The sequence below is a fragment of the Streptomyces sp. S186 genome (assembly GCF_051603415.1).
In the GTDB taxonomy this organism is placed as follows: Bacteria; Actinomycetota; Actinomycetes; order Streptomycetales; family Streptomycetaceae; genus Streptomyces.
This window is the reverse complement of record NZ_CP193932.1, coordinates 1,554,139-1,579,224: the sequence shown is the minus strand read 5'-3', so window position 1 is coordinate 1,579,224 and position 25,086 is coordinate 1,554,139. Positions and strand designations below refer to the sequence as shown.

The 25,086-nt window shown below is 68.9% G+C and carries 21 protein-coding genes and 6 pseudogenes; 18 read left to right on the top strand and 9 right to left on the bottom strand.

All coding sequences use genetic code 11. The annotated features are described in order from the left end of the window. Positions 1-45: 45 nt before the first annotated feature. The 6 genes and pseudogenes from ACRAS8_RS06875 to ACRAS8_RS06850 all read left to right on the top strand — a co-directional run. Positions 46-393 (top strand): annotated as a pseudogene (locus tag ACRAS8_RS06875) (acyl-ACP desaturase); the annotation flags it as partial. A 43-nt stretch (positions 394-436) separates the two neighbouring features. After that, complete coding sequence (locus ACRAS8_RS06870; protein WP_438484884.1) at positions 437-1,003, top strand: acyl-ACP desaturase; 567 nt, start codon at positions 437-439, stop codon at positions 1,001-1,003. Continuing rightward, positions 1,000-1,269: an acyl carrier protein gene (locus ACRAS8_RS06865; RefSeq protein ID WP_438484883.1), complete on the top strand. Its 270-nt coding sequence runs from the start codon at positions 1,000-1,002 to the stop codon at positions 1,267-1,269. The genes ACRAS8_RS06870 and ACRAS8_RS06865 overlap by 4 nt, the downstream gene beginning before the upstream one ends. Continuing rightward, positions 1,259-2,482, top strand: coding sequence for a beta-ketoacyl-[acyl-carrier-protein] synthase family protein (locus tag ACRAS8_RS06860; RefSeq protein ID WP_438484882.1), 1,224 nt, complete (start codon positions 1,259-1,261; stop codon positions 2,480-2,482). Before ACRAS8_RS06865 ends, ACRAS8_RS06860 begins: the two co-directional genes overlap by 11 nt. Positions 2,483-3,006: 524 nt before the next feature. Then, positions 3,007-3,231, top strand: a pseudogene (locus tag ACRAS8_RS06855) (MMPL family transporter); the annotation flags it as partial. Positions 3,232-3,316: 85 nt separating this feature from the next. Continuing rightward, positions 3,317-4,459 carry a type III polyketide synthase gene (locus tag ACRAS8_RS06850; RefSeq protein WP_438484881.1) on the top strand — a complete coding sequence of 381 codons (1,143 nt, stop codon included), beginning with the start codon at positions 3,317-3,319 and terminating at the stop codon, positions 4,457-4,459. A gap of 144 nt (positions 4,460-4,603) precedes the next feature. On the opposite strand, the gene ACRAS8_RS06845 is transcribed toward ACRAS8_RS06850, so the two are convergent. The 4 genes and pseudogenes from ACRAS8_RS06845 to ACRAS8_RS06830 form a co-directional block, all read right to left on the bottom strand. Continuing rightward, positions 4,604-5,290 (bottom strand): DUF4158 domain-containing protein, encoded by a 687-nt coding sequence (locus ACRAS8_RS06845; RefSeq protein WP_438484880.1) that lies wholly within the window; start codon positions 5,288-5,290, stop codon positions 4,604-4,606. Between the two features lie 714 nt (positions 5,291-6,004). Further along, entirely contained in the window at positions 6,005-6,397 is a 393-nt protein-coding gene (locus tag ACRAS8_RS06840; protein ID WP_438484879.1) for a hypothetical protein, read from the bottom strand. Positions 6,398-7,063: 666 nt separating this feature from the next. Further along, positions 7,064-8,794 carry a sensor histidine kinase gene (locus tag ACRAS8_RS06835; RefSeq protein WP_438490363.1) on the bottom strand — a complete coding sequence of 577 codons (1,731 nt, stop codon included), beginning with the start codon at positions 8,792-8,794 and terminating at the stop codon, positions 7,064-7,066. A 352-nt stretch (positions 8,795-9,146) separates the two neighbouring features. After that, positions 9,147-9,218, bottom strand: a pseudogene (locus tag ACRAS8_RS06830) (XRE family transcriptional regulator); the annotation flags it as partial. Between the two features lie 169 nt (positions 9,219-9,387). Between ACRAS8_RS06830 and ACRAS8_RS06825 the strand changes: the two are divergent. The 6 genes and pseudogenes from ACRAS8_RS06825 to ACRAS8_RS06800 form a co-directional block, all read left to right on the top strand. Beyond that, positions 9,388-9,643, top strand: a pseudogene (locus tag ACRAS8_RS06825) (type I-E CRISPR-associated endonuclease Cas1e); the annotation flags it as partial. 92 nt (positions 9,644-9,735) lie between these two features. Then, positions 9,736-10,053 (top strand): hypothetical protein, encoded by a 318-nt coding sequence (locus tag ACRAS8_RS06820; protein ID WP_438484878.1) that lies wholly within the window; start codon positions 9,736-9,738, stop codon positions 10,051-10,053. Between the two features lie 664 nt (positions 10,054-10,717). Continuing rightward, positions 10,718-11,014 (top strand): hypothetical protein, encoded by a 297-nt coding sequence (locus tag ACRAS8_RS06815; RefSeq protein WP_018540305.1) that lies wholly within the window; start codon positions 10,718-10,720, stop codon positions 11,012-11,014. A gap of 61 nt (positions 11,015-11,075) precedes the next feature. Then, positions 11,076-12,527 (top strand): putative T7SS-secreted protein, encoded by a 1,452-nt coding sequence (locus tag ACRAS8_RS06810; RefSeq protein WP_438484877.1) that lies wholly within the window; start codon positions 11,076-11,078, stop codon positions 12,525-12,527. Further along, positions 12,527-13,183: a hypothetical protein gene (locus ACRAS8_RS06805; RefSeq protein ID WP_438484876.1), complete on the top strand. Its 657-nt coding sequence runs from the start codon at positions 12,527-12,529 to the stop codon at positions 13,181-13,183. Before ACRAS8_RS06810 ends, ACRAS8_RS06805 begins: the two co-directional genes overlap by 1 nt. Before the next feature lie 13 nt (positions 13,184-13,196). Further along, positions 13,197-13,772 carry a hypothetical protein gene (locus tag ACRAS8_RS06800; protein WP_018540308.1) on the top strand — a complete coding sequence of 192 codons (576 nt, stop codon included), beginning with the start codon at positions 13,197-13,199 and terminating at the stop codon, positions 13,770-13,772. Positions 13,773-13,961: 189 nt separating this feature from the next. On the opposite strand, the pseudogene ACRAS8_RS06795 reads toward ACRAS8_RS06800, so the two are convergent. Next, positions 13,962-14,391 (bottom strand): annotated as a pseudogene (locus tag ACRAS8_RS06795) (LysR substrate-binding domain-containing protein); the annotation flags it as partial. 128 nt (positions 14,392-14,519) lie between these two features. Here ACRAS8_RS06795 and ACRAS8_RS06790 point away from each other — a divergent pair. Next, positions 14,520-14,920: pseudogene (locus ACRAS8_RS06790) on the top strand (SDR family NAD(P)-dependent oxidoreductase); the annotation flags it as partial. Between the two features lie 173 nt (positions 14,921-15,093). Here the strand turns inward: ACRAS8_RS06790 and ACRAS8_RS06785 are convergent. The 4 genes from ACRAS8_RS06785 to ACRAS8_RS06770 all read right to left on the bottom strand — a co-directional run bounded on the left by ACRAS8_RS06785 (position 15,094) and on the right by ACRAS8_RS06770 (position 20,790). Next, a complete protein-coding gene (locus tag ACRAS8_RS06785) occupies positions 15,094-15,270 on the bottom strand; it encodes a hypothetical protein (protein ID WP_438484875.1) in 177 nt (58 codons plus the stop codon). Positions 15,271-15,300: 30 nt separating this feature from the next. Continuing rightward, positions 15,301-18,018 carry an aconitate hydratase AcnA gene (gene acnA, locus ACRAS8_RS06780; protein WP_438484874.1) on the bottom strand — a complete coding sequence of 906 codons (2,718 nt, stop codon included), beginning with the start codon at positions 18,016-18,018 and terminating at the stop codon, positions 15,301-15,303. Between the two features lie 143 nt (positions 18,019-18,161). After that, entirely contained in the window at positions 18,162-19,301 is a 1,140-nt protein-coding gene (locus ACRAS8_RS06775; RefSeq protein WP_438484873.1) for a homocitrate synthase/isopropylmalate synthase family protein, read from the bottom strand. A gap of 490 nt (positions 19,302-19,791) precedes the next feature. Continuing rightward, a complete protein-coding gene (locus ACRAS8_RS06770) occupies positions 19,792-20,790 on the bottom strand; it encodes a LuxR C-terminal-related transcriptional regulator (protein WP_438484872.1) in 999 nt (332 codons plus the stop codon). A 159-nt stretch (positions 20,791-20,949) separates the two neighbouring features. On the opposite strand from ACRAS8_RS06770, the gene ACRAS8_RS06765 reads away from it, so the two are divergent. The 5 genes from ACRAS8_RS06765 to ACRAS8_RS06745 all read left to right on the top strand — a co-directional run bounded on the left by ACRAS8_RS06765 (position 20,950) and on the right by ACRAS8_RS06745 (position 25,017). Then, complete coding sequence (locus tag ACRAS8_RS06765) at positions 20,950-21,390, top strand: hypothetical protein (RefSeq protein WP_438484871.1); 441 nt, start codon at positions 20,950-20,952, stop codon at positions 21,388-21,390. A 79-nt stretch (positions 21,391-21,469) separates the two neighbouring features. Next, on the top strand, positions 21,470-22,300 hold the full coding sequence (locus ACRAS8_RS06760; RefSeq protein ID WP_438484870.1) for an isocitrate lyase/phosphoenolpyruvate mutase family protein: 831 nt from the start codon (positions 21,470-21,472) through the stop codon (positions 22,298-22,300). 63 nt (positions 22,301-22,363) lie between these two features. After that, entirely contained in the window at positions 22,364-23,701 is a 1,338-nt protein-coding gene (locus tag ACRAS8_RS06755; protein WP_438484869.1) for an LLM class flavin-dependent oxidoreductase, read from the top strand. 51 nt (positions 23,702-23,752) lie between these two features. Next, positions 23,753-24,541, top strand: a complete 789-nt coding sequence (locus tag ACRAS8_RS06750) for a class I SAM-dependent methyltransferase (RefSeq protein WP_438484868.1) — start codon at positions 23,753-23,755, stop codon at positions 24,539-24,541. Then, positions 24,541-25,017, top strand: a complete 477-nt coding sequence (locus ACRAS8_RS06745) for a GNAT family N-acetyltransferase (protein WP_438490362.1) — start codon at positions 24,541-24,543, stop codon at positions 25,015-25,017. The genes ACRAS8_RS06750 and ACRAS8_RS06745 overlap by 1 nt, the downstream gene beginning before the upstream one ends. The last annotated feature ends 69 nt before the right edge of the window (positions 25,018-25,086 follow it).

The window sequence follows — 25,086 nt, the reverse complement described above, 5'->3', positions numbered from 1 at the left end:
CCCGTCTCGCGCGTCGGCGGAGCCGGGGCGCACAGCAATGAAGAGATGGTGCATGTGAGCGGCGCGACAGCAGGTGCCTTGCGGGACTTGGAGCCGTCGGTGGGGCGTCTGCTCGACCGGCATCTGGCGGTGGCCCGTGAGTGGTTCCCCCATCAGTACGTGCCGTGGAGCGGAGCACGGGACTTCGACGGCCCGCTGGACGGTACGGGCTGGAGTGCGCAGCAGTCGGCGCTGCCGCAGGCGGTGCAGGGCGCCCTGCTTGTCAACTTGCTCACCGAGGACTATCTGCCCAGTCATCACTTCGAGATCGCGGCCCGCTTCGGCAGGGACGATGCCTGGGGCGCTTGCGTGAACCGGTGGACGGCGGAGGAGGATCGCCACGCATGTCTCATGCGGGCCTACGTCCACGCCCGTCGTGCGATGGACCCGGTGGCCCTTGAGGCGCTACGGATGCGGCATACGGGCGGCCGGGTACCGCAGCGACCTGCCGACCGTCCGGCATGCGCTGTCGTACGTGACGGTGCAGGAGCTGGCGACCTGCCAGGCACACCGCAACGTGGGCGTCATGTGGGGTGCCCCGGTGGGTGAACAGCTGATGGCGTGTATCGCCGCAGACGAGAGCTTGCACATGCTCTTCTGCCGGGATCTGTACGCCGACGCCCTCCGCGTGTTCCCGGACGACGCGCTGACGGCCCTGACCGACGTGATCTGCGACTTCAGGATGCCGGGCACGACGATTCCCGGTTTCCGCGCCCGCGCCCTGCGGGTCGCGGCCGCCGGCATCTTCGACCTCGATGTCCACCACCAGCACGTCGTGCGGACCCTTTTGCGCGCCCTGGGAGTGATGTGTGGGCCGGCAGGGGAGCAGGCCCGGGAGCGACTGGGGCAGCAGCTGGAGTCGCTACGGGCGCAGGCGTCCCGCGCGCGAGAACTGTACGAGCGGATGAACGCCGGTGACGGTCCAGGGCGTTCCCGTACCACAGCACAGGAGGTCACGGCATGACACAGGAAGTGGGACAGGACATCCAGCCGGTGCTGCCCGAGCGTTTGGTCACCCTGCTGACCAGTCATCTCGACGTCAAGGCGGACTCGCAGCAGCTGACGGCGACGACGACATTCGAAAGCCTCGGGATGGACTCCTTGTCCTTGATGGAACTCGTGGTGGCGGCCGAGGAGGAGCTCGGGATCGTCCTGCCGGAGGACGCCGTGGAACTGTCCCCGTTAGCCACGCTGGGCGAGGCCGCCCAGGTGTTTGAACGTGCGCGCTGAGGTCGCGGTCACCGGACTGGGTCTGGTGACTCCCGCGGGGCACAGCGCCGAGGACAACTGGGCGGCTCTGTGCCGGGGCCGCTCCCTGGCCGCCTCCGATCCGGAACTCGCCGGACTGCCCGTCGACTTCTCGTGCCAGGTACCCGGTTTCGACGCCGGCGCCGAACTGGGACGGTCGCTCGCCCGGCGGGTGGACCGGTTCATCCAGTTCGCCCTCGTCGCCGCCAGGCGAGCCGTCGCCGACGCCGCGCTCGACCCCACGTCCTGGCCGGCCGAGCGGGTGGGCGTCGTGCTGGGTGTGGGCTCGAACTGCCTGAGCACCTATGTCACCGAGTTCGGCCACCTCGGCGCGGGCCGCCCCGAGCGGGTCTCACCGCTGGCGCTGCCGCGCAGTGTGCCGAACATGGCGGCCGGCGAGGTCGCGATCGACCTGGGCGCCCAGGGGCCGAATTTCATCACCTCCAGCGCCTGCGCGTCCGGCGCGACCGCGATCGGTGTCGCACGGGACCTGCTGCGGTCGGGCACCTGCGACATCGTCCTGGCAGGCGGCAGCGAGTCCGGGCGCTCCCGCATGACGGCGACCTGCTTCACCCGGATGCGCGCGCTCTCCCGACAGCGGGAGCAGCCGGAGCTGGCCAGCCGGCCGTTCGACGCGGCGCGGGACGGCTTCGTCCTGGGCGAGGGCGCCGCCGTTCTCGTAATGGAACGCCTCACACAGGCAAAGGCCCGCGGCGTTCCGGCGCAGGCGCTGCTGCGCGGTTATGGAGCCGGTGCGGACGCCCGTCATCCGGTTGCCCCGGACCCGGCCGGTGCCGGAGCGGCCCGTGCGGTCCGCGCCGCGCTGGAGGACGGGGCCTGCGCTGCGCGTGACGTGGGTCTGGTCAACGCGCACGGTACGTCGACACCGTTGAACGATGCCGCCGAGGCCGCGGCCCTGACCCGGGCGTTCGGTGACGACGTGCCACCGGTGACCGCGTCCAAGGGCGTAATCGGTCACGCTCTTGGCGCGGCTGGAGCGATCCAGGCCGCGTACACCGTCCTCGCCCTGCGCCGCCGCCTCATCCCGCCGGTGGCGAACTTCCAGGGCCAGGACGGCGAGCACAAGCTGGACATCGTGGCCGGCCGCCCGCGCCCGGTCGACACAAAGACCGCTATCAGCTGTTCCTTTGGGTTCGGCGGGCAGAACGCCGTCCTGTTGTTCACGGCCCCCTGAGACGGACAGGATGCGAGTGCGAGCGTTGAGGCAGCTGCCCCCCACCGCTCCGGCCGCTGCCGGAGCTGACGCCTACGCCGGCCGGCTGGAGGACCTGGCGGATGTCATGGCCGTACGCGTCGTACGAACCCTGCCCGCACAGCAGGCGGCCGTGCTGCTGGCCGTCTCTCCGTCCGCTCCCGGCACCCGGGCCTCCCACGACGTGGTGCGGGCCGGGCGGAACACGCCCGCACCCGGCACCGTGGTCGTGGGTGGCCGAGCCGCCGAACTCGCTGACACCGTTGCGGGCGCCCTGCCGTGGTGCCTCACTGCGCTGGGTGTGGGACTGGCGCTCCTGCTCGGCGCCTTCACCCACAGCGTGATCGCGCCGCTGAAGGCGCTGACGGTGGCGGCCGTCAGCCTCGGAGCGAGCCTCGGGGCCCTCGTCCTGATCTACCAGGAAGGCCATGTCCGCGCCCTGCTGGGCGGCTTCACGGTGACCCACCCTCGATGCCTCGCGCCTGCTGTTCGTCCTGATCATCACCGTGGCTCTGTCGGTGGACTACGAGGTGTTCCTGCTGGGCCGGATCCGCGAGGAGTACGTGCGCTGCAGAGACAACCGCACCACGATCGTCGACGGCATCGGCCGCACCGGCAGACTGATGACGTCCGCCCCACCGGCCGTCGCGGTCTCCACGGCGGCCATGGGCACTTCGGATGTGGCCCTGCTCAAGCTCATCGGCATCGGCGTGGCGCTGGGCGGGGCCGTGGACGCCGTATTCGTACGCGGAGTGCTGGTGCCCGCCGTCATGACAGAAGCGGACCGCACACCCGGAAACGAGCGGAGGGTAATCGATGGGGGAACCGGCGCAAGACTCCACCACCCAGACCACATACCGCCACGCACGACCGCCGGCAGGCCCCTCGCCCTCTCCGCGGATCAGGGCGATCAGGACGGCGTTCCCGCCGTACCGCTACCCCCAGCACGAGATCATGGCCACGCTGGCGCGCACCACGCTCATGAACTCCGCGACCGGCGTCCTGATGCTGCGGAAGATCGAGGCCAACGCGGGCGTGGCCACGCGCCATCTGTCCCTGCCCCTGGGCAAGCTCGTCGAACTGGCCGATCTCGACGACTTCACACAGACCAACCAGGTATGGCTGCAAACCGCCCTGGATCTCGGCGAGCAGGCCCTGACCGGAGCCCTGAGCGAGGCCGGGGTACGTCCCGGGGACGTCGACGCGGTCATCAGCACCACCGTGACGGGGCTGGCCGTACCCTCGCTGGAAGCACGACTGGCCCAGCGGACGGGATTGCGGCCGGACATCAGACGCATCCCGCTGTTCGGCAACGGCTGCGCCGGGGGAGCCGCGGGTCTCGCCCTGCTCCGCGACTACCTGAGCGCGCACCCGGACCAGATCGCCGTCCTGCTGGCAGTGGAGCTCTGCTCCCTGGCCTACCAGCAGAAGGACGGATCGATAGCGAACATCGTCGCCGGCAGCCTGTTCGGCGACGGCGCGGCGGTCGTGGTGGCGGCGGGCGGCGACCGGGCAGGCGAGCGTCAGGGGCCACAACTGGTGGACGGCGCGAGCTGGTTGGTGCGTGACAGCGACGATGCGCTCGGCTGGGCGATCGGCTCCCACGGCTTCCGGATCCGTCTGGCGCCGGAGGTGCCCGCGCTCACCGAGGCACACCTGCCCCAAGCCGTGCACTCCTTCCTCTCCCGGCATGCGCTGACGACCGACCGGATCGGCAGCTGGATCATCCACGGCGGCGGGCCGAAGGTGCTCACCGCGGTGGAACGGGCTCTGGGCCTCGCGCCGGACGCCACCGTACTCACCCGCCGCTCCATGGCCGACCGGGGCAATCTCTCGTCCGTGTCAGTCCTCGATGTCCTGGACACCGCGATGGGAAGCCCGCCCCCGGCCGGCACTCATGGGCTCGTCGCAGCCATGGGCCCCGGATTCGCCGTCGAACTCGTTCTCGTCCGCTGGTGATCGGCTGCGGCTGCTGGAAAAGAGATGCCATCATGACCGACGCGGACTTCACCCCCCTCCCCACCTGGGAGAACGCAAGCCACTGTCAAGACCTGTGGATCGTGTCTGCGAGGCGCAGTGGCGGCACCTGAGTCCGTGCCACGCTCAGGGCGCGTTGGGATGATGACTGTCTGCCCCGAGTGGACGAGCGGCCCCATGAGCCTCAAGTGGTGTCAACGTCCTGTTGCCGAAGCCGGTGCCCTGGACGGGAAGTGTGCGGAACTCCGGTGTCACCGGCGCGTCCGCCACCGAGTAGATCAGCGCCTGCTCACCCCGCCGCACCTCCGCGACCAGGTAGGCCAGCGGCGTCATCCCCGGCAGCAGCACCCGGTTGCGCAGCAGCCATGTCACCGCCCGGTCGAACAGCGCCCTCGGCCCCTCCGTCGACACCCACACCCGCCCCGCGATGTACTCCCGCAGCGGCAGGTCGCCCTCCTCGAAGTCCCGCAGCTTCAGCAGCTTCCGGATCTCCCGCGCGTGCTCGTGCTGCGTCGGCAACCGCTCCGGATACAGCTTCAGGCACGACGGATCGTCGATCCCCAACTGCTCCGCGACGAAGTCCGCCACCGACGTCGGCACTGCGGCCGGCTCGGAAAGGAACGTGCCCAGCATCCGCACCGTCCCCCACTGCACACCCCAGCCCAGCCGGTTATGGGAACGGCGCTTCGACCGGGCCATCTCCAACGCCTCGGTGTCCAGCCTGAAGAAGGACTCCAGCTCCTGAACCGACGGCTCACCCGCGAACCGCCCGTACCGGGCAACCTGAGCATCCGATGGGTACTCAACTGGCACGGCCTGTCAACCTGCGGCCATAGGCAGACGGCATGACCACGAGGCTGTCAGTGATCAAATCGATACTCGGCGTTGGCCAGAGCCCTTAGCGTTCAATCCTGGAGCAATACCGGCGGGACCCCTGTGTGCCGGGGTTGACTGTGCGCTACCAGCGGCGCGCGAAGACCAGCACACGGTCATCCAGGGGATCGTTACCCTCTACAACTCCGGGGTCAACGAACGCCGTATCGCGGACGTCGAGCTCCAGAAACACATCATGGCAGGATGCGTCAGCGTCCCACTCCTCCAACCACCGAGTCGTCCTGATCGCCCGTCTACGCCACTGCGATAGTGACGGATGGTCAAGTCCGAGCGTGTTGGGGGCGAACGGGATTCCGGGTAGATCGTCTTGCGGTCAGGCTCGGACCTGTCCGCGGGTGGTCGGACGGCTACGGGTGCGGCCCTGCGTGATCCTGAGGCGTCGCCGATGTGGATGCGGCAGTGCGGCGGTGGGCGTTCCACAGGGTGATGGTGGTCAGAGTGAAGAACATGAGGTTGGCGAGGCTGAGTTGGGTGCCTTGGAGGGGGGTGTCTGCCGGGCCTGGGATGCCCTTGGCGAGGAGTTGCCGATGAGGATGCAGGCGAGGGGGGTGGCGGCGCATATCCAGCGGGGGAACGAGGTGGGGCCGCGCAGGATGGCGACAGTTATCCACAGGGAAGCGGTGAGCCAGCAGGTCAGGAGGAGGAACGGGGGAGGGGGAGGAGCTGGCGGGCCGGGCGCAGGCCGCGGTAGAGGTGCCGGCAGGCGGCGAGATGGAGCGGGCCGGTCAGTACGCCGAGCAGGGCGCCCCAGGCCAGGCGGGTGGTGGAGGCGGGAAGCATCGCGGCGAGGGAGTCGCCGGTGACGCCGTCGTACGCGCCCAGGATCGGGTAGCGGTCTGAGGAGGCCATGGGCTTGCCCAGCAGGAGGATGTCGCCGAGGAGCCAGGCGATGGAGGCCAGGATTCCGCAGGTGCCCGCGAGTCGTACCGCGCGTGTCCATGTGGCCTGGGTGTCGGGGGAGTTGATGTGGGTTGGCTGCTGTGCACGGTGCGTTGACTGGGCCAGCGTGTGCTCCCCTGGTGACATGCGGGATGATTGGTTAGGTGAGCCTAAGTTAGCTGATCTTGAGGTGTTGCGCCGCCTGTGGGTGGCCGTGGCCGTAATCCATGCAGGGCGGCCTGGGTGAACAGCTTCTGGAGGTCGGTCTCGGGGTGCTGCGCGCCTGCCGGGGCCGTCGGCATTCCACCGGCTGCCAGCGCTGCATGGGTAGCAGCCCAGTCGGCGTGAGGGCGCATGCCTCCTTGTGGGATCTCCTCGGCCGGGTATCGCGGTTGAACGTTCTCTGACCAAGTTGCCACCTGGCTCACTCAGCTGGGAATTCCAATCCCGACCTTGGGTAGCCCCTCAGTGATCTGCACTGTTGTCTGTGCGTGGCGTGGGGTTCGTGTCCGCGAAGGGATCATGAGCCGGATTCTGGTGTGGATCTCGGCGGTATGGCCGGACCGCTTCAGCGAGATCACCACCCAGCGCCAGCAAAATCATTACTCGCCTGCGGGACGCTGGAGTTGGGGCGTTCGCGGACTTCGGCCTAACCGGCGGACGATGACCCCGACGACTCGGTCATCGCCGCCGGCCGCCGGGCGCCCCGCGGTCATCCGCTCACCGTCCGGCACGAGCAGGCCGGCCGCGACCCACACCAGCTCTGTGACGAGCAACTTCAAGGTGGAATCGACTCCGTCGCGTATTGCCCTCTCAGTCGGTGACCTCGAAGGCTTTCTTCTCGATCAGCTTGCCGTCGAGGAAGCAGAAGCGGAAGACCGGTTCCTTGTTCCAGCTGCTGCCGTTCTCGCTGGACATCAGCGTGAGGCACTGGGCTGCCTTGGGTTCGGGTGGGGCGCCTTTGTCCAGGCCGTGGGCCAGGAACGAGTCTCCGCGGGGCAGTGTGGCGCGGACCTCCGCCTCGGACTGGCCCACCTTGATCGCGTCGTACTGCTTCGGCTCGATCATGGCCTTGCCCGACTCGCCGACCAGGAAGATCACGGCGAAAGCCCCGGCGGCGACCAGCAGCAGGCCGATCAGTGCCGTGATGCCGCAGCCGATGGCGATGCCGCTGCGTTTCTTGTTCCTGCTCATTGCCTTGACCAGCTCCTTCGGCAGGCCGATTCCGTCGATGTCTGGATCAGCCTTGCCCGGGGCAGCGGCTGGGATCTGCTCCCGAAAGTCGTCCGTGGGGTCGACGAACGTCGAGCGTGCCTGGGTCTGTGCCTGTGCTGGTGTGGCGTACGGCAGGACGCCCGCCAGTCGGAAGCCGCCATCCGGTGTCGGGGCCGCGTGCACCATGCCGCCGATGAGCCGGGTCCGTTCACCGAGCCCGGTCAGTCCCTGGCCGCCGCTCACCACATTCCGGCTACCGGTGCTTGTCGTCTCGGGGACGGGGTCGTTGGCGACCTCCACGACCAGTGCGTCTGGCTCGTACCGCAGTGCGATGGTGATCGGGGCGCCGGGGGCATGCTTGTGGGCGTTGGTCAGTCCCTCCTGGGCGATGCGGTACGCCGCGTGATCGGCGGTCGGGGCCAGCGCGCGCGGTTCGCCGGAGCGTCGCAGTTCCACGGCCGTACCCGCGTTCCGGGATGCCTCCACCAGGCGCTCGATGCCGGCCACCCCGCGTGACGGCGCTGTGGCGTCTTCGTCCCCCAAGGCGTGCAGGGCGGGGGAGGCATCGGTGTGGCCGGGACTTTCCGTACCGTCTCGGAGGAGCCCTACCACCTCGCGCAGCTCGTGCAACGCGGCCACTGATGCCTTGCGCAGCACACCTACGGCTGCCCGTTGCCGCCCGGTCAGCTCCCGGTCCACTTCCAGTGCTCCGGTGTGTACCGAGATGAGTGTGAGCTGGTGGCCGAGGCTGTCGTGCATGTCCTGCGCGATGCGCTGGCGCTCCCGCATCCGGGCCTGGCCGGCGACCATCGCGCGCTCACGCAGCAACTGGGCGTGGTACTCCCGGAGGGTGTCCGTCAGCGTGCGGCGCTGCGACCAGTAGCGGCTGACGAGCCCGGGTACGACCACCATCACCAGCAGCAGCGGGGCGGCCAGGGCGAGGGTCAGCGGCATGGCCTCCATCGACTGCAGGACGGCCGCGCCCAGGCTCAGGACGTACGCGGCAGCGAAGACGCCGACAGCTTTGCCGACCCTGTCGATCCGGCGTCCGGCCGACCAGGCGGCGACCATGAGCAGGGGGCTGAGGCCCGTGAACTCCGCCGAGGCGACGGCGGTCACCAGCAGGACGGTCGCGGGAAGCGTCCGGCGCAGCGGTGTCAGCAGCGCCACGGCCAGGCCCACCGCGGCGATCCGCAGGGTGCTGCCGCCTGGCAGGACGTGGAACACGGTCGGGGGCAGGGCCTGGGACAGGGCCTCGTCAGCCGCCGCCAGCAGCCCGAGCACCACGCTGAGCAATGATTCGCCCACGATGCGCCGCGCAGTCCACATTCCGGGGGCGAAGAGTGCCCGGACCGGGTCGGCGAGCCGCCGGGACGCCGCGCGCAGCACCGTCGCCGGCGTGCGGCGGGCCGCGGCCACAGGGCGGTCCGTACCTTGCACACGAGTCACGCTGCCACGGTAAGCAGCCGCAACCGGACCCCGCACCCGCCGTAGGTCGCGACGCCCCACGACGAAAGTCGCACGGCACCGGGTCTGGCCCCCTTGCCCGGCGTGGGCAAGGGCGGCCAGGCACAGGCAGGAGCGCGACTTTCGTTGGGAGGCTCCTCCTGCGGGCCGACGACCGAACGGCCCCTGAGGCTGACTACCGGGCCACGATCCGCTGCCAGGCTTATGCCATCGGTTCGACGGGGCCGTCCCCGGTGCTGCCGAACCAGTGTGGGACCCGGGTGCCGAACTCGGCGGCCTCGCCCGGCGTCCCCGGATGCGCTGACGGCCGTACCGTGGCAGGCATCCGCCCACCGCCGCAGCCAAGTTCGCGCGACGGAAGTGACGCTGGGGGCCACAGTCGAGGATCCCGCCGGCGACCAACTCGCCGTCGATGTCCCCGACACCTACGACCTCAAGACCGGCACCCTCTTCAGCTCGTCACCCGTCCCAAAGAGCGCGTCGCGGTCGCCCGCCGCATGTACGGCATGCGCTTCCCTCAGGAAGAAACCTCCGGCCTCACCCTCCAGCAACTACGAGGCCGGGAGGGCACACGCATTCGTCGGCTCTACGCTCAGCATTCCGAACGCACCGGAGTACCCTTGGACCAAGCGCGAATACAAACTCGGAGATGCCTTCGCAGAAGGCGACGACGCCAACCGACTGCTGTCCGCGGCGAACTCCGCCCTACACCGGGATTTCATCACCGCCCAATAGCCTGCACATGGAATTGACCAAGCGATATTCCGGCACTCTCGGGTATCGCCTCGAACCATGGAGACTTGGTGCGGAAATTCACTTCACGGCTGACACTGGTCGGCCTGTCCGCTGCTTTTCTCGGAGCAACGCTGATATCTCCGCAGGCACAGGCGGCTCAAGCCGCGGCAGGAGTGGCTGGGCGCTTCGTCGCCGATGCCGACATCCTCTCGGCTCCCGACGGAGCGCTCGTGGGCAAGGGGCACAACGGTCAGCCGGTCACGATCAACTGCCAAACCCCTGACGGCAATTGGCTGAACCTCAATGCCCCCGAAGCCAACGGCTGGGTATGGCAACCGAACCAGGTGCTGCGCGACTGGGGGACCCCCAACCCTCCGATCTGCTGACCAGCGGGGATCTCCTCCTCGGCCATGCGCCGGGACGGCAGCGAAGCGAAATCGCTGAGCGGGTGGGCGACAGCGCCCACAAGGATCGTGGGAACGGCGGGTGACTGTGTGTTCCGGCCGCGCTATTCCCGGTGAGGGGTCCAGCCGCTGTCCGTGCCTGTCTCTCCGGCGTACGCGGTGAGCCCTGGCCACCGCCACGACCCCAGTGGCGGTGGCCAGGGTGCCAGCGTGACGACGGCCGCTGGCGACGACGGGCCGGGAAAGCCGGCGGCCGGCGCGCAGCCCCGGTCCCGGCAACCGCCCGGCTCGGGACCAGGACGGCCACCGGTTGCCTGTCACGGCCCGGCGCCGCCGTCCGCGTCCCACCGCTCTGACACCACCTGCGCCACGTGCCGGCGGCCCCGCCCGGGACGAAGCCGAACGCCGCCCGATGCGCGAGCGCCTGAGCCCCCGCCCCGCCCGGACGGCGTCCCGCCTCGGAGCGCCGGATGCGGCGTGCGCGTATCGCTCGACGCCGGCACTCTGCGACCGAGGTCGCGGCAGGTGGAGCGGTGTCGGAGTGGATACTCCGACGCGAATGAGAGCCATCCACTGGCAAAGCATGGGTCATGTGTGGGTAATGTTGGCACGGCCATGCCGAGATACAGGGATCACCAGGGGGCGCATGGGCGGCTATTTCAAGGTCGAGGCGGACGGTCTGGGACGTCTGCTGAAGGATCTGCACGACAGCCAGGACAACATGCGCAAGGCGCTGGACGCGCTCAAGGACACCGGTCCGAAGTCGATGGGGGCGGAGGCCCTGGACAACGCCTGCGACGAGTTCCACGACAGCTGGGACAACGCGATCAAGAAGATCGCCGACGGCACGCAAGCCATCGAGGACAAGCTCAAGTTGGTCAAGCAGAACTACGAATCGGTGGAGCACGCGCTGCGCGACGCCTTCGCGAAGAACGCCAAGTAGCGCCGCACGGCCTGCACTCACCCGAGCCATCCGTACCTTTGACCATCCGACAGGGGACTTCATGACCACGCGGGACTTCCCCGCCCTCGGCTTCAATCCGGCCCCCGGCGACCTGGGATCCGTCGACTCCCTCACCGGCAAGCTCGACACGGCCAAGCGCTCCTTGGAGTCGGCCCACGCCGTACTGTCCCGCATCGGCAAGAGCGGTGGCGAATGGCAGGGTGACGCGGCGAACGCGTTCGCCGAGAACGTCGGTGACCTGCCGAAATACGTGAGTGACAGCCGCGATGCCATGCGCGATGCGGTGACCCAGCTCCGCTCCTGGCACAGCGCGCTCTCCTCGTACCAGAGCAAGGGCCGCCAGTACGAGGCGGAGGCCGCCGCGGCCAAGCAGACGGTGACCACCAGGAAGACCGAGAACGAGCAGGCAGAACGGGCTTACAACGAGGCCGCAGCCAACCCGGACCTCCGCCTGGCCGGCACCTTCTACACCGACCAGGCCGCCCTCGATGCCGCGCAGAAGAGGATGGACGCCGCAAGCGACCGCTTGGACCGGGCGGACCGGGCCCTCGACACTGCCCGCAGCCGGCTGGACTCCGCGACCGAGGAGTTGGAAGGCATCGTCAAGAAGGCCGAGGAACTCCTCGGCCATCACCAGGACGAGGCCCGAACCATCGCCGACCGCATCCGGCGCGCCACGGAAAACGCACCGGACCCGGGGTTCTGGGAAGGTCTCGGCGACTTCTTCACCCGCATGGGACACAGCATCCAGGAGTGGTGTGCCAAGCACGCCGACCTGCTGAAGGAAATCGGCGACTGGCTCTCGATCGCCTCCAGCATCCTGGGGGTCGCCTCGTTGCTCACCATGTGGTGCCCGCCTCTCTCCGGCGCACTGGCTCTCGCCAGCGCCGGAGCTTCCCTCGGGGCCCTCGCCACGCACGGAGCGGCGAAACTCGGCGGAGCCGATGTGGGCGTCATGGACCTCGTGGGTGACGGAATCGGGGTGATCCCGTTCGGGAAGTTCGGCTCCGTCGCGATGAAGGGGGCCAAGGTCCCCATGAAGCTGGTGCAGGTGGAAGGCCGCACCGTCGCCTCGATCGACAAGGTCAACAAGATCCGCGCCCTGCGTGACGCCGGGTTCACCGGCCGGGCCCTGGAAGGAAAGTCGCTCTTCGGGATGGGCAAGGAATACGTCGGCGGCAGCAAGGTCTTCACCGCAACCGGGGTCGGCAACCGCATGAAGCTGGCCTGGAACAGCCACGTCCAGGATGTGGTGGGCGCGAGCATCAAGGAGGCAGGTATCAGCAAGGGTCTGACCAAGGTCCTGGACAGCGGCCTCACCCCGGATGCGATCAAGACCTCCCTGCGCGGAGCCATGCGGGCCGACGGCTCCATCGACCCGCTCTCCTGGTGGTCGAAGGGCCCGCAGGTGGCTCAGCAACTGCCAGGCATCGCCATCGACACCCACACTCAGATCACCGATACCGGCACACCGGCTGCGGGGAGGCTGTGATGGCGCTGTCCCCGCAAAGCGTCTCGGTCGCGTTGGACACCCCCGAAGGTTTCCACGAACTACCACTGCACCTCCCCGCGGACGTCCTCGACGCCGCCCTGTGGGAGCTGGCGGAGAAGATCTGGCCAGGTGGTACCGAATTCCAGCGCGAGACCACCGCGACCCTCTACTCCGACCTCACCGCGTCTCTGACCGCCGACGAGCTTCTGCACGCCTCCGTCGCCCTCTACGAGACGGAGGACGGCGCCGCAAGCACCGCTCATCTCCTGGTACGTGCAGAGGCCGTGGCCCCGGAGGCGCCGGAAGTCATCGCCGCCTCGTTTCAGGAAACGCTGTCCCTCGACGAGCATCGCAGCGTCGCCCGCGTGGACCTGCCGTGTGGCCCGGCCGTGCTCTCGCTGCACGCCACTGAGACCGAGGGCGAGGCCGTCCTCCCGGCGTTGGAGTTCGCCCAGATCGAGTTGTACGTCCCCTCGCCGATTCAAGGCTGGCTGATCGTGCTCGCGCTGACCACGCCGTGCTTCGCCGATCTGCCGCGGTATACCGGCATCCTGCGGCAGATCGGTGAGTCGCTGGCCATCCGCCCGGCGGAACAATCCGACGAGACCTCCGCGAAGACGCCGGCCGCTGACGATGTCCGTGCGGTCTTCGGCTAGGGACGGAACCCCCATGACGCTTGTCTTCACCCGCCACCCCGACGCCGACCGATACGAACTGCGTCCCCGCGGCTCGGCTCCCGTCCACGTACTCCGCGGCGTCCCCGACGGCCATGCCCTCCGCCACGGGCACAAGCCACGCTTCACCCTCGCGGCCGGACCTGCCTGCGCCGCTCCGCTGGCCGTCGTCGTCCGCAAGGACGGCGGCCGCCTCGCCGTACTCACGCCGGATCACGAGGAGTTGGCCGAACTGCGCCTGCCACCGCGCAAGAAGCGGTGGCGCCCCGCATACGAGATCCACCTGCCCGACGGGACGGTGCTGCACGGACGGGAAGGGACGACGCCATCGCTGCTGCTGTGCCTGGTGCTGCTGCCCCTCGTCCTGCTGTACATGGCCGCCCTGGCCCTCTCCGACTCCCCCGCCGGCGCCACCACCGCGCCGCTGCGAACGGTGTGGAAGAGGCCGGGCAAACCCTTCGGCCGGGCGGCCCTCACCGAGTCCGCACGCGGCCGCTTCCGCGTCCACAGCGCAGAACTCGACCACCGAGTGGCCTACGCACAGGCAGTCGCCAAGTACTGGGAACGCTGACTCGGCCGGATGCCGGATGCCGGATGCCGGATGCCGGATGTCGGAGCGGCTGCGGGCGGCACGGCGTCCGGTGTCCTGGCTGACGAAGCCCTGACCCTTGGTCGCGCCGAACCCGCCGCCGCGCTCGCCGGACGGTGATCGCACACCTGCTGGTGGCTCCCCTGGCCGGCGGGGTGCGCTGTTCACGAACTGCCGGCGCCCAGCTTCGCCCAGGGCCAGCCAGTAGTCCCGTAGCCGGCCGGCCTCGGAGGGGAGGGCGAGGAACGGCTCGTCCAGGAGCTCGGTGAAGTCCACCGCCCCCTCGCTGTCGGCTGCGGCCCGCGCCGCCAGCGGGGTGCCCCTGCGGCAGTGCCGCCAGGCGTCGTTCCTGGGCCACCCCCGCATACTGGTAGCGGTCGCCGTCCGGCAGCGGCAGCCAGACAAAGGCGACATCGCTGGTCCCGTCCGCCAACCCGGCACTGGGGTCGGACCAGTTGACCTGCCGCAGGACGGGCCGCGCGGGCGGGTAGTGGGACACCAGCCTGGTTCGCAGGGCGGGCAGCAAACCGCGGCCGGGGCTGGTGGACATGCCGATCACCAACGTGTGCAGTGCGGCGTTCCTCGCCTCCTCCAGACCCGCGCCGAGCAGGTCTTGGACGTGCTCCCGGATGCCGGCGAAGGATGGGACCTGTCGGCGGGCAGGTCCCGAACGAAAGTCGACCAAGGAGACGAAGAGATGACGGACAACGGCAAGGTCTGGTTGGTCACGAGGGATTGGCCGACCTGGTCGCCGCGGATCCCGACCGGGTGGAGGCGATCGCTCTGGACGTCACCGACGGCGAGCGGATCGACGCGGTGGCCGCCGACGTGCTGGCTCGCTACGGCCGGGTGGACGTGCTGGTGAACAACGCCGGGCGCACGCAGGTCGGGGCGTTCGAGGAGACCACCGACGAGGAGCTGCGCGACCTGTTTGAGCCGCATGTGTTCGGCCCGGCGCGGCTGACCCGGGCGCTGCTTCCGCAGATGCGGAGCGCGGCAGCGGATCGATCGTGAACATCAGCAGTTTCGGCGGACAGCTGTCCTTCGCCGGGTTCTCCGCATACAGCGCGACCAAGGCAGCACTGGAGCAGCTGTCGGAGGGGCTGGCCGACGAAGTGGCGCCGTTCGGCACTGGCGCTGGACGCTGAGAACACCCCGCTGCGGCTCGCCCGCGGCGGCGATCGGCGAACGTCACGTACGCGTCCGTCGAGGCGGAGATGACCACCCATGGCGTCGCTTTCCTGTGCAGACTGCTGGAGGTGGCCCGCCCTTCCTTCTACGCCTGGCTCGCCGGGCGTAAACTTCACAGCGACGCCTTCGTCGCGCCCGGAGACAGCCTGACCCTCGGTGAGTGCCTCGCGGGGATCGACAGCAACCCGGCGGCCTCACTGAAGTTCGACGCACTCGCGAGCAGAGACATCGCGTTCTTGAATGCCATGCCGTCCACCGCCGCGGAGTCATGGTCGACCTCAGGGTTCACGGAACGGCCTCCGTCCGGGCGTTGCTTCGGTCAATGCTCCTCTCCTTCGGCTGACGGCTCGTCGCCGTGGAGCAGCCCGGCCGCCACCGCACGCAGAAAGCCGCCCTGGCGCACGTAACGCAGCTCCCGTTCGGTGTCCACGCGGGCCCGCATCCGCCACTCCGCGACGGGTTCCCCCGCGGCGTTCCGGGCCACCACATCGACCTCCCCGCGGGGGCGCAGGGCCCCGAGCCCGCGGATCTCGACGCCCTCGTGGCCGGTGAGTCCCAGCGCGTCGGCGTTCTGTCCCTGCGGGAACTGAAGCGGGATGATGCCCATGCCGATCAGGTTGCTGCGGTGGATCCGCTCGAAACTCTCGGCCAGGACCGCGCGGACCCCGAGGAGCGCTGGGCCCTTCGCGGCCCAGTCCCGGGAACTGCCGAATCCGTAGTCCCGTCCGGCCAGGATCACCACCGGGATGCCGTCGTCCGCGTAGGCGTTGGCCGCGGCGTGCACGCTCATCCGGCGGCCGGTCGGCAGATAGAGGGTGTGGCTGCCCTGGTGGGAGGGGGTGAGGCGGTTGCGGAACTTCGCGTTGGCGAAGGCGCCGCGGACCAGGACCTCGTGGTTGCCCCGCCGGCAGCCGTAGGAGTTGTACTGCGCGGGTGGCACCCCGGCCGCGGACAGGTAGCGGCCTGCCGGGGAGTCCTCGGTGATGGTTCCGGCCGGGGAGATGTGGTCGGTGGTGGTCGAGTCGCCGGCGAAGACCAGGACACGCGCCCCGTGCAGCTCCGTCAGGCTGCCTCCCTCGGCCTGCTCCTCGAAGAACGGGGAGCGCAGCAGGTAGGTGGAGTCGGCGGGCCAGTCGTAGACCGGACCCGACGGGAACTCAAGGCCCGTCCACTCCGCACCGCCTGAGAAGAGATGTGCCTTCTCCCGCTGGAAGTGCTCGCGCGACACCTGTCCGACGGCCTCGGTGATCTCCTCCGGGGCGGGCCACAGCTCGGCGAGGTGGACCGGGCGGCCTTCGGCGTCGACGCCGAGGGGTTGGGAGGAGAGGTCGCACCGCACCGTACCGGCGAGCGCGAAGGCGACCACGAGCGCGGGGGAGGCGAGGTAGGCGGCGGCGATGTCGGGGTGGATCCGTCCTTCGAAGTTGCGGTTTCCGGAGAGCACGGCCGCGAGCCGGACACCGGCCCGGGCCGCTTCGGTGGCCACGTCGGGCAGTCCGCCGGAGTTGCCGATGCAGGTGGTGCAGCCGTAACCGGCCACGCCGAAACCGAGCTTCTCCAGATGGGGCACGAGACCTGCGGCGTTCAGGTAGTGGACCACCGCCCGGGAACCGGGCGCGAGGGTGGTCTTGACCCAATTCGGGACTCTCATGCCGCGTTCCACGGCCTTCCGCGCCACGAGCCCCGCCGTGACCATGGACCGCGGGTTGGAGGTGTTGGTGCAGCTGGTGATGGCCGCGATGGCGATGGCGCCGTCCGGCACGGCAGCAGGGCCCGCAGTGGTGCGCGGCGCCTGCGTCGCTCCGTTGCCGGACGCCGGGAAGCCGGCGGCCACCGCGCTGAGCGGCAGGCGCTCCTGAGGGCGGCGCGGCCCGGCGACGCTGGGCTCGACGGCGGACAGATCGAACTCGAGGGTGCGCGCGCAGACCGGCTCGGCACCGCCGTCGCCGAGCGGCACGAACAGCCCCTGCTCCTTGGTATACGTCTCGACCCGCGCGACCTCGGCGGGCGAACGGCCGGTCAACCGCAGGTAGTCAAGAGTGGCCTCGTCCACCGGGAAGAACGCCACGGTACTGCCGTATTCCGGCGCCATGTTGGCCACGGTCGCACGGTCCGGCACGGCAAGCGTGCCCACACCGGGGCCGAAGAACTCGACGAATTCCCCCACGACACCGGTCCGGCGCAGGAACTGCGTCATGGTGAGCGCGAGGTCCGTCGCCGTGCTGCCCGCGGGCAGTTCGCCGACGAGCCGCACACCCAGCACCGGGGGGCTCAGCAGTGAGATCGCGTGGCCCAGCAGCGCAGTCTCGGCCTCGATGCCGCCGACACCCCAGCCCAGCACGCCGAGCCCGCCCGCCATCGGGGTGTGCGAGTCGGTCCCCAGCACGAGGTCGGGTGCGAGCAGCCCGGCGGGGTCCGGCATCACCAGGCGGGCCAGGTGCTCCAGATGCATCTGGTGGACGATGCCCCGGCCGGGCGGCACCACCCGCAGTCCCGGTATGCCCTGCTGCGCCCAGCGCAGGAAGCGGAAGCGCTCGTGGTTGAGCCGGTGTTCGCGGGCCATGTTGAGACGTACCGCGTCCGGCCGTGCCCAGGCATCCACCTCGACGGAGTGGTCGACGACCAGGTCGACCGGCAGCGCGGGCCGGGCGCGCCGCGGGTCGAGTCCCCGCTCCTGAAGGAGGGAGCGCAGGGAGGCGAGGTCCGCCAGCACGGGAACGCCGGTGTGGTCCTGGAGGATCAGTCGGGTGGGACGCAGCGCGGTCTCCTGCTCCGCTCCGGCGCCCGCACAGGCCAAGACCAGTGCGGTGGCGGCGGAGACCGCCCGGCCGAGCGCTTCGTCAGCGCCGTCGTGGCCGTCGGCCGCCGTCACCGCGGAACGCAGGACGTTCTCCACCAGGATCCGCACGGTGCGGGGAGCGGTGGACAGGCCGGCGACCCCACTCTCCTCGGCCGCGGTGAGGCTGACGAATCGGCCCGTCCCGTCCGGTAGTTGGAGCGTTCGCAGCAGATCGTGCCCGGCGTACGTGGCGTGCATGGCGTGGCTCTTCCTCCAGGGTGTCGGGCGGGGGCCGCGGCCCCTAGGGCGCCACGCCGTGCGCTCACCCGCGCACGGCGTGGCGCGCGGATCAGCGCCAGGGGTCAGGACCGAAGTGCGAATCCGCGGACCCGCGTCGGGGATCAGACAGCGGTCGCGGCGAGCGCCTGCTTGTAGATGCCGACCAGGTCCTCCTGGGAGACGGCGCCACCGGTACGGATGGACTGCGCCCGGACCTCCTCGAGGCACTGGGCGAGCAGTTCGTCCCTTGGTTCGACGCCCTGCTGCTCCAGCGCCCAGGCGACCAGTGCCCGGCCGGAGTGTTTGCCGAGCACATAGCGCCGCTCGCCGCCGACGTGTTCGGGCGGGAAGGGCTCGAAGGTAGAGGTGTCGCGGAGCATGCCGTTGGCGTGAATGCCGGACTCGTGCGCGAAGACGTTGTCGCCGATGACCGGCTGCCAGGGCAGGACGGGATGCCTGGCTGCCTCGGAGACGAGCAGACTCAGCTCCTTGAGCTTCGTCAGGTCGATGCCGAGGTCCCGGTCGTACAGCTTCTTGAGCGCCACGACGACCTGGGCCAGATCGGCCATGCCGGCTCGCTCGCCGATGGCGTTGACCGTCACGTGGAAGTACCGCGCACCGGCCTTGAGCCCGGCCAGGGTGTTGGCGGTGGCCAGCCCGAAGTCGTTGTGGGCGTGGCATTGGACATCGATGCCGGTCGTTGCCACCACGGCGCCGACCCGTTCGCCGTACGCCTCCGGACCCAGCAGCCCGACGGTGTCGGACAGCCGCAGCCGGTCGGCGCCTGCCTCTTTGACGACGCCGGCGTATTCCTGGAGGAAGGAGATCTCGGTACGTGCGATGTCTTCGGCGCTGATGGAGACGAAGGCGCCGCGGTCCTTGGCCATGCGGACGAGGTCCCGGGCAGTCGCCAGCAGCCAGGTGCGGTCCTTGCGGACGCTCGCCTTCAGATGCCCGGCGGACGTCGGCAGGCCGATGTGCACGGAGTTGAAGCCCATGTCGAGGGAGCGCTCGACGTCCTCACGGACGCCGCGGTGCCAGACGACCAGCCGAGCCTCGTCCTGGCGGTCCACGCACGAACGGATGAAGTCCAGTTCCTCCCCTCCCATGGCCGGGATGCCGATCTCCACCGACTGCACCCCCGCGGCGATGAGGGTGTCCAGAATCCTGGTCTTGGTCTCCTTCGAGAAGGCCACGCCCGGCGTCTGCTCGCCGTCGCGCAGCGTGGTGTCCTCCAGAACCAGGTCATTGCGTATGGACATGCTGCTGCTCACACACCTCTCCAAAGCCTTGGGTGGAAAACCGAAGTTCGACGGGCACCGAGCGGATTCACCCGACGACTACTGGCCCCATGTCAGATCGTCATCGTCGGCGGGGGCGGAGGAAACGGGGGTGGTGGCGCCTACCACGCCGGTGGTGGTGTGCCGAACGGAATCCTCGTTGGGCCCGGAAATTGCCGCCAGGGCCAGCACAGGCACGGCCAGGGACAGTGCGATGACCCTCGCGGACCGGCCTCCGACAGCGAACTTGAGGTTGTTTAAGGCACTCACTGGTACGTCTCCAGGAAACATGGGCCGAGCAACACGAAAATGCATCGGGAGTTCACTGCAGGAGCCCTCTGCCGACTCCCGTCGACTTCCTTCCGACGTTTTCCACTGTGGCGATGCGCAAGGGCGGAAGGAAGGGATTTCCACTGGACGAAACCGGCCTTGGCACATTCCGTCCAGTGGCAGGCCGGTCGGCGGGCGCCGTTTATCCGGTACGCGGGAGCCAGCCGTTGCGGACCGCGTGGACACCGGCCTGGAACCGGCTCCGTGCTTCCAGACGCTCCATGAGATCGGCCGCCACGCGACGGGCGGTCCGCGGTGAGACGCCGAGCCGGGTGGCGATGGCCTGGTCGGTCAGCCCCTGCGCGAGCAGGGACAGGCTCTCCGCCTCCTGCGGAGAGAGCCCGGAGGGGTCGGGGGAGGCGGCGTCGCCCAGCGGAACGGCCGTGGCCCACACACTTTCGAACAGCGCGCACAACGCGGCGACCACGCCCTCCACGGAGAGGATCACCGCGCCGGCGCGGGCATCGGAGGTGTCCATGGGGAGCACTGCCTGCCGCCGGTCAACGATGATCATCCGAACGGGAAGCGTGGGAGCAGTGCGCACGCGTCCGCCCTGGCTGTTCAGCCACGCCACGTGGTCCAGGGTGGGCTGGTGGTTGCGGACACTGTCCAGGTAGACCGTGCGCATGCGCACCCCGCGAGCGAGCAGCGCGGCGTTCGGTCCCCGGCTGGCTTCCAGGTCCGCCGTGGAATGGGCGCCGCCCGGCGCGAAGGTCATCACCTCGGACTCGGCGGTGTCGCCGAGCCGCGCCAGCCGCTCCCGGATTGCCTCTGCACCCCGGATCTGCTGCTCCGCATCCAGGCTCCCGGCCTGGGGGGTGAGCGTCGAACACTCGGCGATCAGCCGTGCAGCGGCGGCTCGCGAGGCTTCCAGCCGCTGCTGCTGCGCGGCGAGCTCGGCCTGCTGCTGCGCCAAGAGGATTTCCATCGCCACCTCGGGGGCGACCGTCCGGAATCCGATGCCCTCGCTCTCGGAAGGGCGCACCAACGCGAGCGCGCTGAGCGTGTCGAGGCCCTTGCGGGTCTCGTACTCGGAGATCTCCAGGTGTGCGGCCAACTGCGCGACGCCATCGGCTGGATACGCCAGCATCGCACGGTAGACCCGTTCGGCGAGCGGATCCAAACCCAGTGATTCCAGCACCCGACCCCCTTTGTAGGCCCCCTCATACCCGGACTCCCGGGACCGAGGTGATCGACCGCAGCCGGAGGAGCGCTCGGTCAACTGCTGGCTGCGGCACGTCGTTTCAGGCATGGTCCATACGCATAGGCGCAAGCGAACGGATTATAAACAGAGCCTGACATGAAGGGGCTGGTCAGGGGCGCTATCTGCGCAGACGCTGGCCGGTTTCGGCAATGGCATAAAGCGTCCAGCCCGGTGGTCTGTGCAGGCCCGCCGCAGGCGTTCGATGATGCGGACATGTACCTAGTCCAGGCCCGACTGCGGGGGGCGGCCGATGCGATGCTGCCCCCGGACGTTGCGGCACGGATCACCCGGCACGCCGAGGCCGGAACAGGTCTTGAGCACGTCACCGTTCATCCTGAAGACAAGGGAGAGGCCGTCCTGGGGCTGTTCCTCGTCGCCGCCTCCGCCGAAGCGGCCGAGAGCGCAGCGTGGGAGATCTGTGTGCGTACCCTGGCCGGCACTCCCGAGTTGGACGCGTTCTGCCTGAAAAGCTGTCGCGTTTCCGTTCCCGTGGTGTGTCTCGAATGGCTGCTCAGGGACGACGACCGGCTTGGCTGACCGCCGCAGGGTGAAGGCGGAAGACACCACCGACCGGCACGGGCCGTGGAGTGACGGCCCGTCCAGCACTGGAGGAAACGTGAACAAGCGAGCCATGCTGCGCAGGGCCATTGCGCGCAACGAATTCTCCCTCGCCGCGGGTGTGCACGACGCGCTCAGTGCCCGTATCGCCCAGCGCAGCGGATTCCAGGTGCTGTGGGCGAGCGGCCTGGGAATTTCGGCGTCGTACGGTGTTCCGGACGACAGCATCCTGACGATGACGGAGTTCCTCAACGCGGCGCGTGCCATGAACGACGCCACCGAGCTGCCTGTTCTCGCGGACTGCGACACCGGATACGGTGACATCCGCAACGTGGCCAGGATGGTTGACCAGTACGAGCGGGCCGGAATCGCCGGCGTGTGCATCGAGGACAAGGTCTTCCCGAAGAGGAACTCCTTGGGGAGCGGCGCACAGGTCCAGGAAACCGTCGAGGCGTTCTGCACCAAGATAGAGACGGCGAAGAAGACGCAGCGTACATCCGACTTCGTGGTGGTCGCGCGGATCGAGACCTTCATTTCCGGAGGCAGCAAGGAAGACGCGATCCGCCGCGCCGACGCCTATGCGGAGGCCGGAGCGGACGCCGTGCTCATCCACTCCAAGGCCAGGGACGGCCGGGAGATTCTCGACTTCGGTCGCAGCTGGCCGAACAAGGACGTGCCCATGGTCGCCGTGCCGACCACGTATCCGGACATCAGCGCCGAGGAACTGCGGTCGGCCGGGTTCTCCCTCGCCATCTACGCCAATCAGGCACTACGGGCCTCGATCACGGCGATGCAGCAGAGCCTGACCCACATCTCCAAGCACTGCTCGACCAGTCAGCTGGAGAGCGAAATCGCCACCCTGGGCGAGGTGTTCAAGCTCCAGGTGTGAGCCGGTCCGCGTCACGCGAGCCACTGTCGAAGTGCGACGCCACGAGGAGGATCCCGAAAGCTCATGAGCGTGCCGGAAGACCGAAAGCTGGTGCTGGGTGCCTACCTTTCCTATGGAACGGGGCACCATGCCGCCGCCTGGCGGCACCCGGAGGCCGTGGCCGACGGCGCACAGAACATCGCGCACTACGTGAACATCGCCCAGACCGCGGAGCGCGGGCTGTTCGACTTCATGTTCCTGTCGGACACCCCATCCGTCTTCAACGACGATGATGCGGGATACGGCAGCAGGGTCGTCGTCTTCGAGCCCATGACCCTGCTGTCCGCCCTCGCCATGAAGACCACCCATCTCGGCCTGGTGGCCACGGCTTCGACGACGTACAAGGAGCCGTACAACATGGCGCGTGAGTTCGCCTCGCTCGACATTCTGAGCGGCGGGCGCGCCGGGTGGAACATGGTGACCTCCTCCAAGAGCGATGCCGCCCTCAATTTCGGGCTCGACGCCCACCCGGACCACGACGAGCGCTACCGACGCGCCGCCGAGTACTTCGACGTGGTGACGGGCCTGTGGGACAGCTGGGACGATGACGCGTTCATCAGGGACAAGGAGCGCGGCGTCTTCTACGACCCGGCACGACGGCACCAACTCGGCCATACGGGAAGGCACTTCCGTGTACGTGGGGAACTCAACGTCTCCCGCCCCGTGCAGGGATACCCGGTCATCGTTCAGGCCGGGTCCTCGCACGACGGCAGAGAACTCGCGGCGAGAACCGCGGAAGTCGTCTTCACGGCGCAACCCACCCTGGAATCCGGGCGCGCCTTCTCACGGGACCTCAAAAGCCGGCTGTCCGGATACGAAAGGCTGAACGGTGACGTCCTGATCCTGCCTGGGCTGTGTCCCTTCGTCGGCGAGACCGACGCCGAGGCGCAGGAGAAGTTCCAGGCCCTCCAGCGCCTCATCCATCCGCGGCTCGGCGTCAGCATGCTCTCCGACCTCGTCGGTGGGTTCGACCTGTCCGCCTACGACGTGGACGGGCCGCTGCCGCAGCTGCCGCCGTCCAACGGCAATCAGAGCAGGCGCACATTGATCGAACGGCTCGCACATGACGAGAAGTTGACGGTCCGACAGCTCTACGAACGGCTGACGGTTGCGCGCGGTCACGCCGTTATGATCGGCTCCTACCGACGGGTGGCCGAGCAGATGGCCGAGTGGTTGACCGCCGGGGCAGCGGACGGCTTCAACATCATGCCTCCCTATCTGCCCGGCGGACTGGCCGACTTCGTCGACCACGTCATCCCCGAGCTGCAGAGACTCGGCGTGTACAAGAGGGCGTACGAGCCGGGGACACTGCGCGAAAAACTCAACCTGCGGCGTCCGGCGAGCCGCTACCAGAAGCTGTGACATATCGGTGAGAAGCCGGCCGCGCGGCCGACTGTGGCGAAAGGAGCGCTGATGGCATACCAGGAGAAGAAGTTCGATGGCCTGTCGGACGACTACGACCGTTACCGACCGCGCTATCCGGCGGAACTTCTGCGGGAGATCGCCCGGAAAGCGCCGGACCGGGATCGACTGCACGTTGTCGACGCCGGTGCGGGAACGGGAATCGCGCTGGAGGGCCTGGTCCCTCTCCTCGGCCCGGACTGCCGGTACGAGGCGGTGGACGTCTCTTCCGACATGGTGGCGAAGGGCCGCGCGAAGTTCCCCGAGGTCGCATGGTCCCAGGGGCCGGCAGAACCCTTTCTGGAAAAGGCCGGAGACGTCGACCTGATCGTCGCGGCCCAGTCCTTCCAGTGGATGGACCGGCCACGTTTCCTGCACGCGGCTCAGCACTGCCTCAACCCCGAGGGCGTTGTGGCCATCATCCAGAACAACCGGAACTACGGCGCCAGCTCGTTCCTCGACGCCTATGAGTCCCTGCTGGAGGAGGTGAGCCCCGGATACAGCCGGCACTACCGGGATTTCGACTTCAAGGCGGAGCTGACCGAGGTCTTCGGCCCGCAGGAGGGGGTCATCGAGGTCACGACGGCCGACTGGGAAATGCCGATGCCGCGTACCGCGTTCGTCGGCATGGCGAAGTCCTCGACGCAGGTGCAACGAGGGATCAGCACCCACGGTGACGTCGTCGTCGAGCGTATCGCCGAGCTGGTCGACCGTTTCTCCGAAGGGGATACCCTGTCGATTCCCTACCGGAGCGAGCTGTTCACCGCACAGACGCCTGCCGCTGGAGCGGGGGGTCGGTGATGGGCCAGGGAGATTCCCGATCGCCCGCCGCCTTAACAGCGTCGGATGCCACGGCTGCGGACATTCCCGGAATTCTCGACCTCCTGGAATGCGTCTTCCAGCCCTTCGCCTCGGAGTTCCGTCCCAACGCGCTGCGGGAGACGGAGGAGACCATCGCCCGCAACCTCGGACGCTGGATGGTCATGCGCGAGCGGGGGCATGTGACGAGCTGTGTCACGCACTGGCCGGAAGAGGACTGCTATCGGTTCCGCTTCCTTGCGACCCGGCCCGAGGCGCGGGAGCGCGGACTCGGTTCGGCTCTGGTCGAGGCCGTCATCGCTCGCGCCGAGGATTCCGGTCACCGGGAGGTCCGCATCATCCTCAGGCGGACCCTGTCACGGAACATCTCCTTCTTCACGCGGCGGGGTTTCCGGTATATGGCGCCCTACCGGTCGGGGCAGCACGACATTTACCACATGTGGCCAGGAGGACGCTGATGGGAGCCGCCTCTCCATGCTGTCACTGAAAGTCCCGGCTCCGGCGGACACCCCCGCGTCACAGCATTC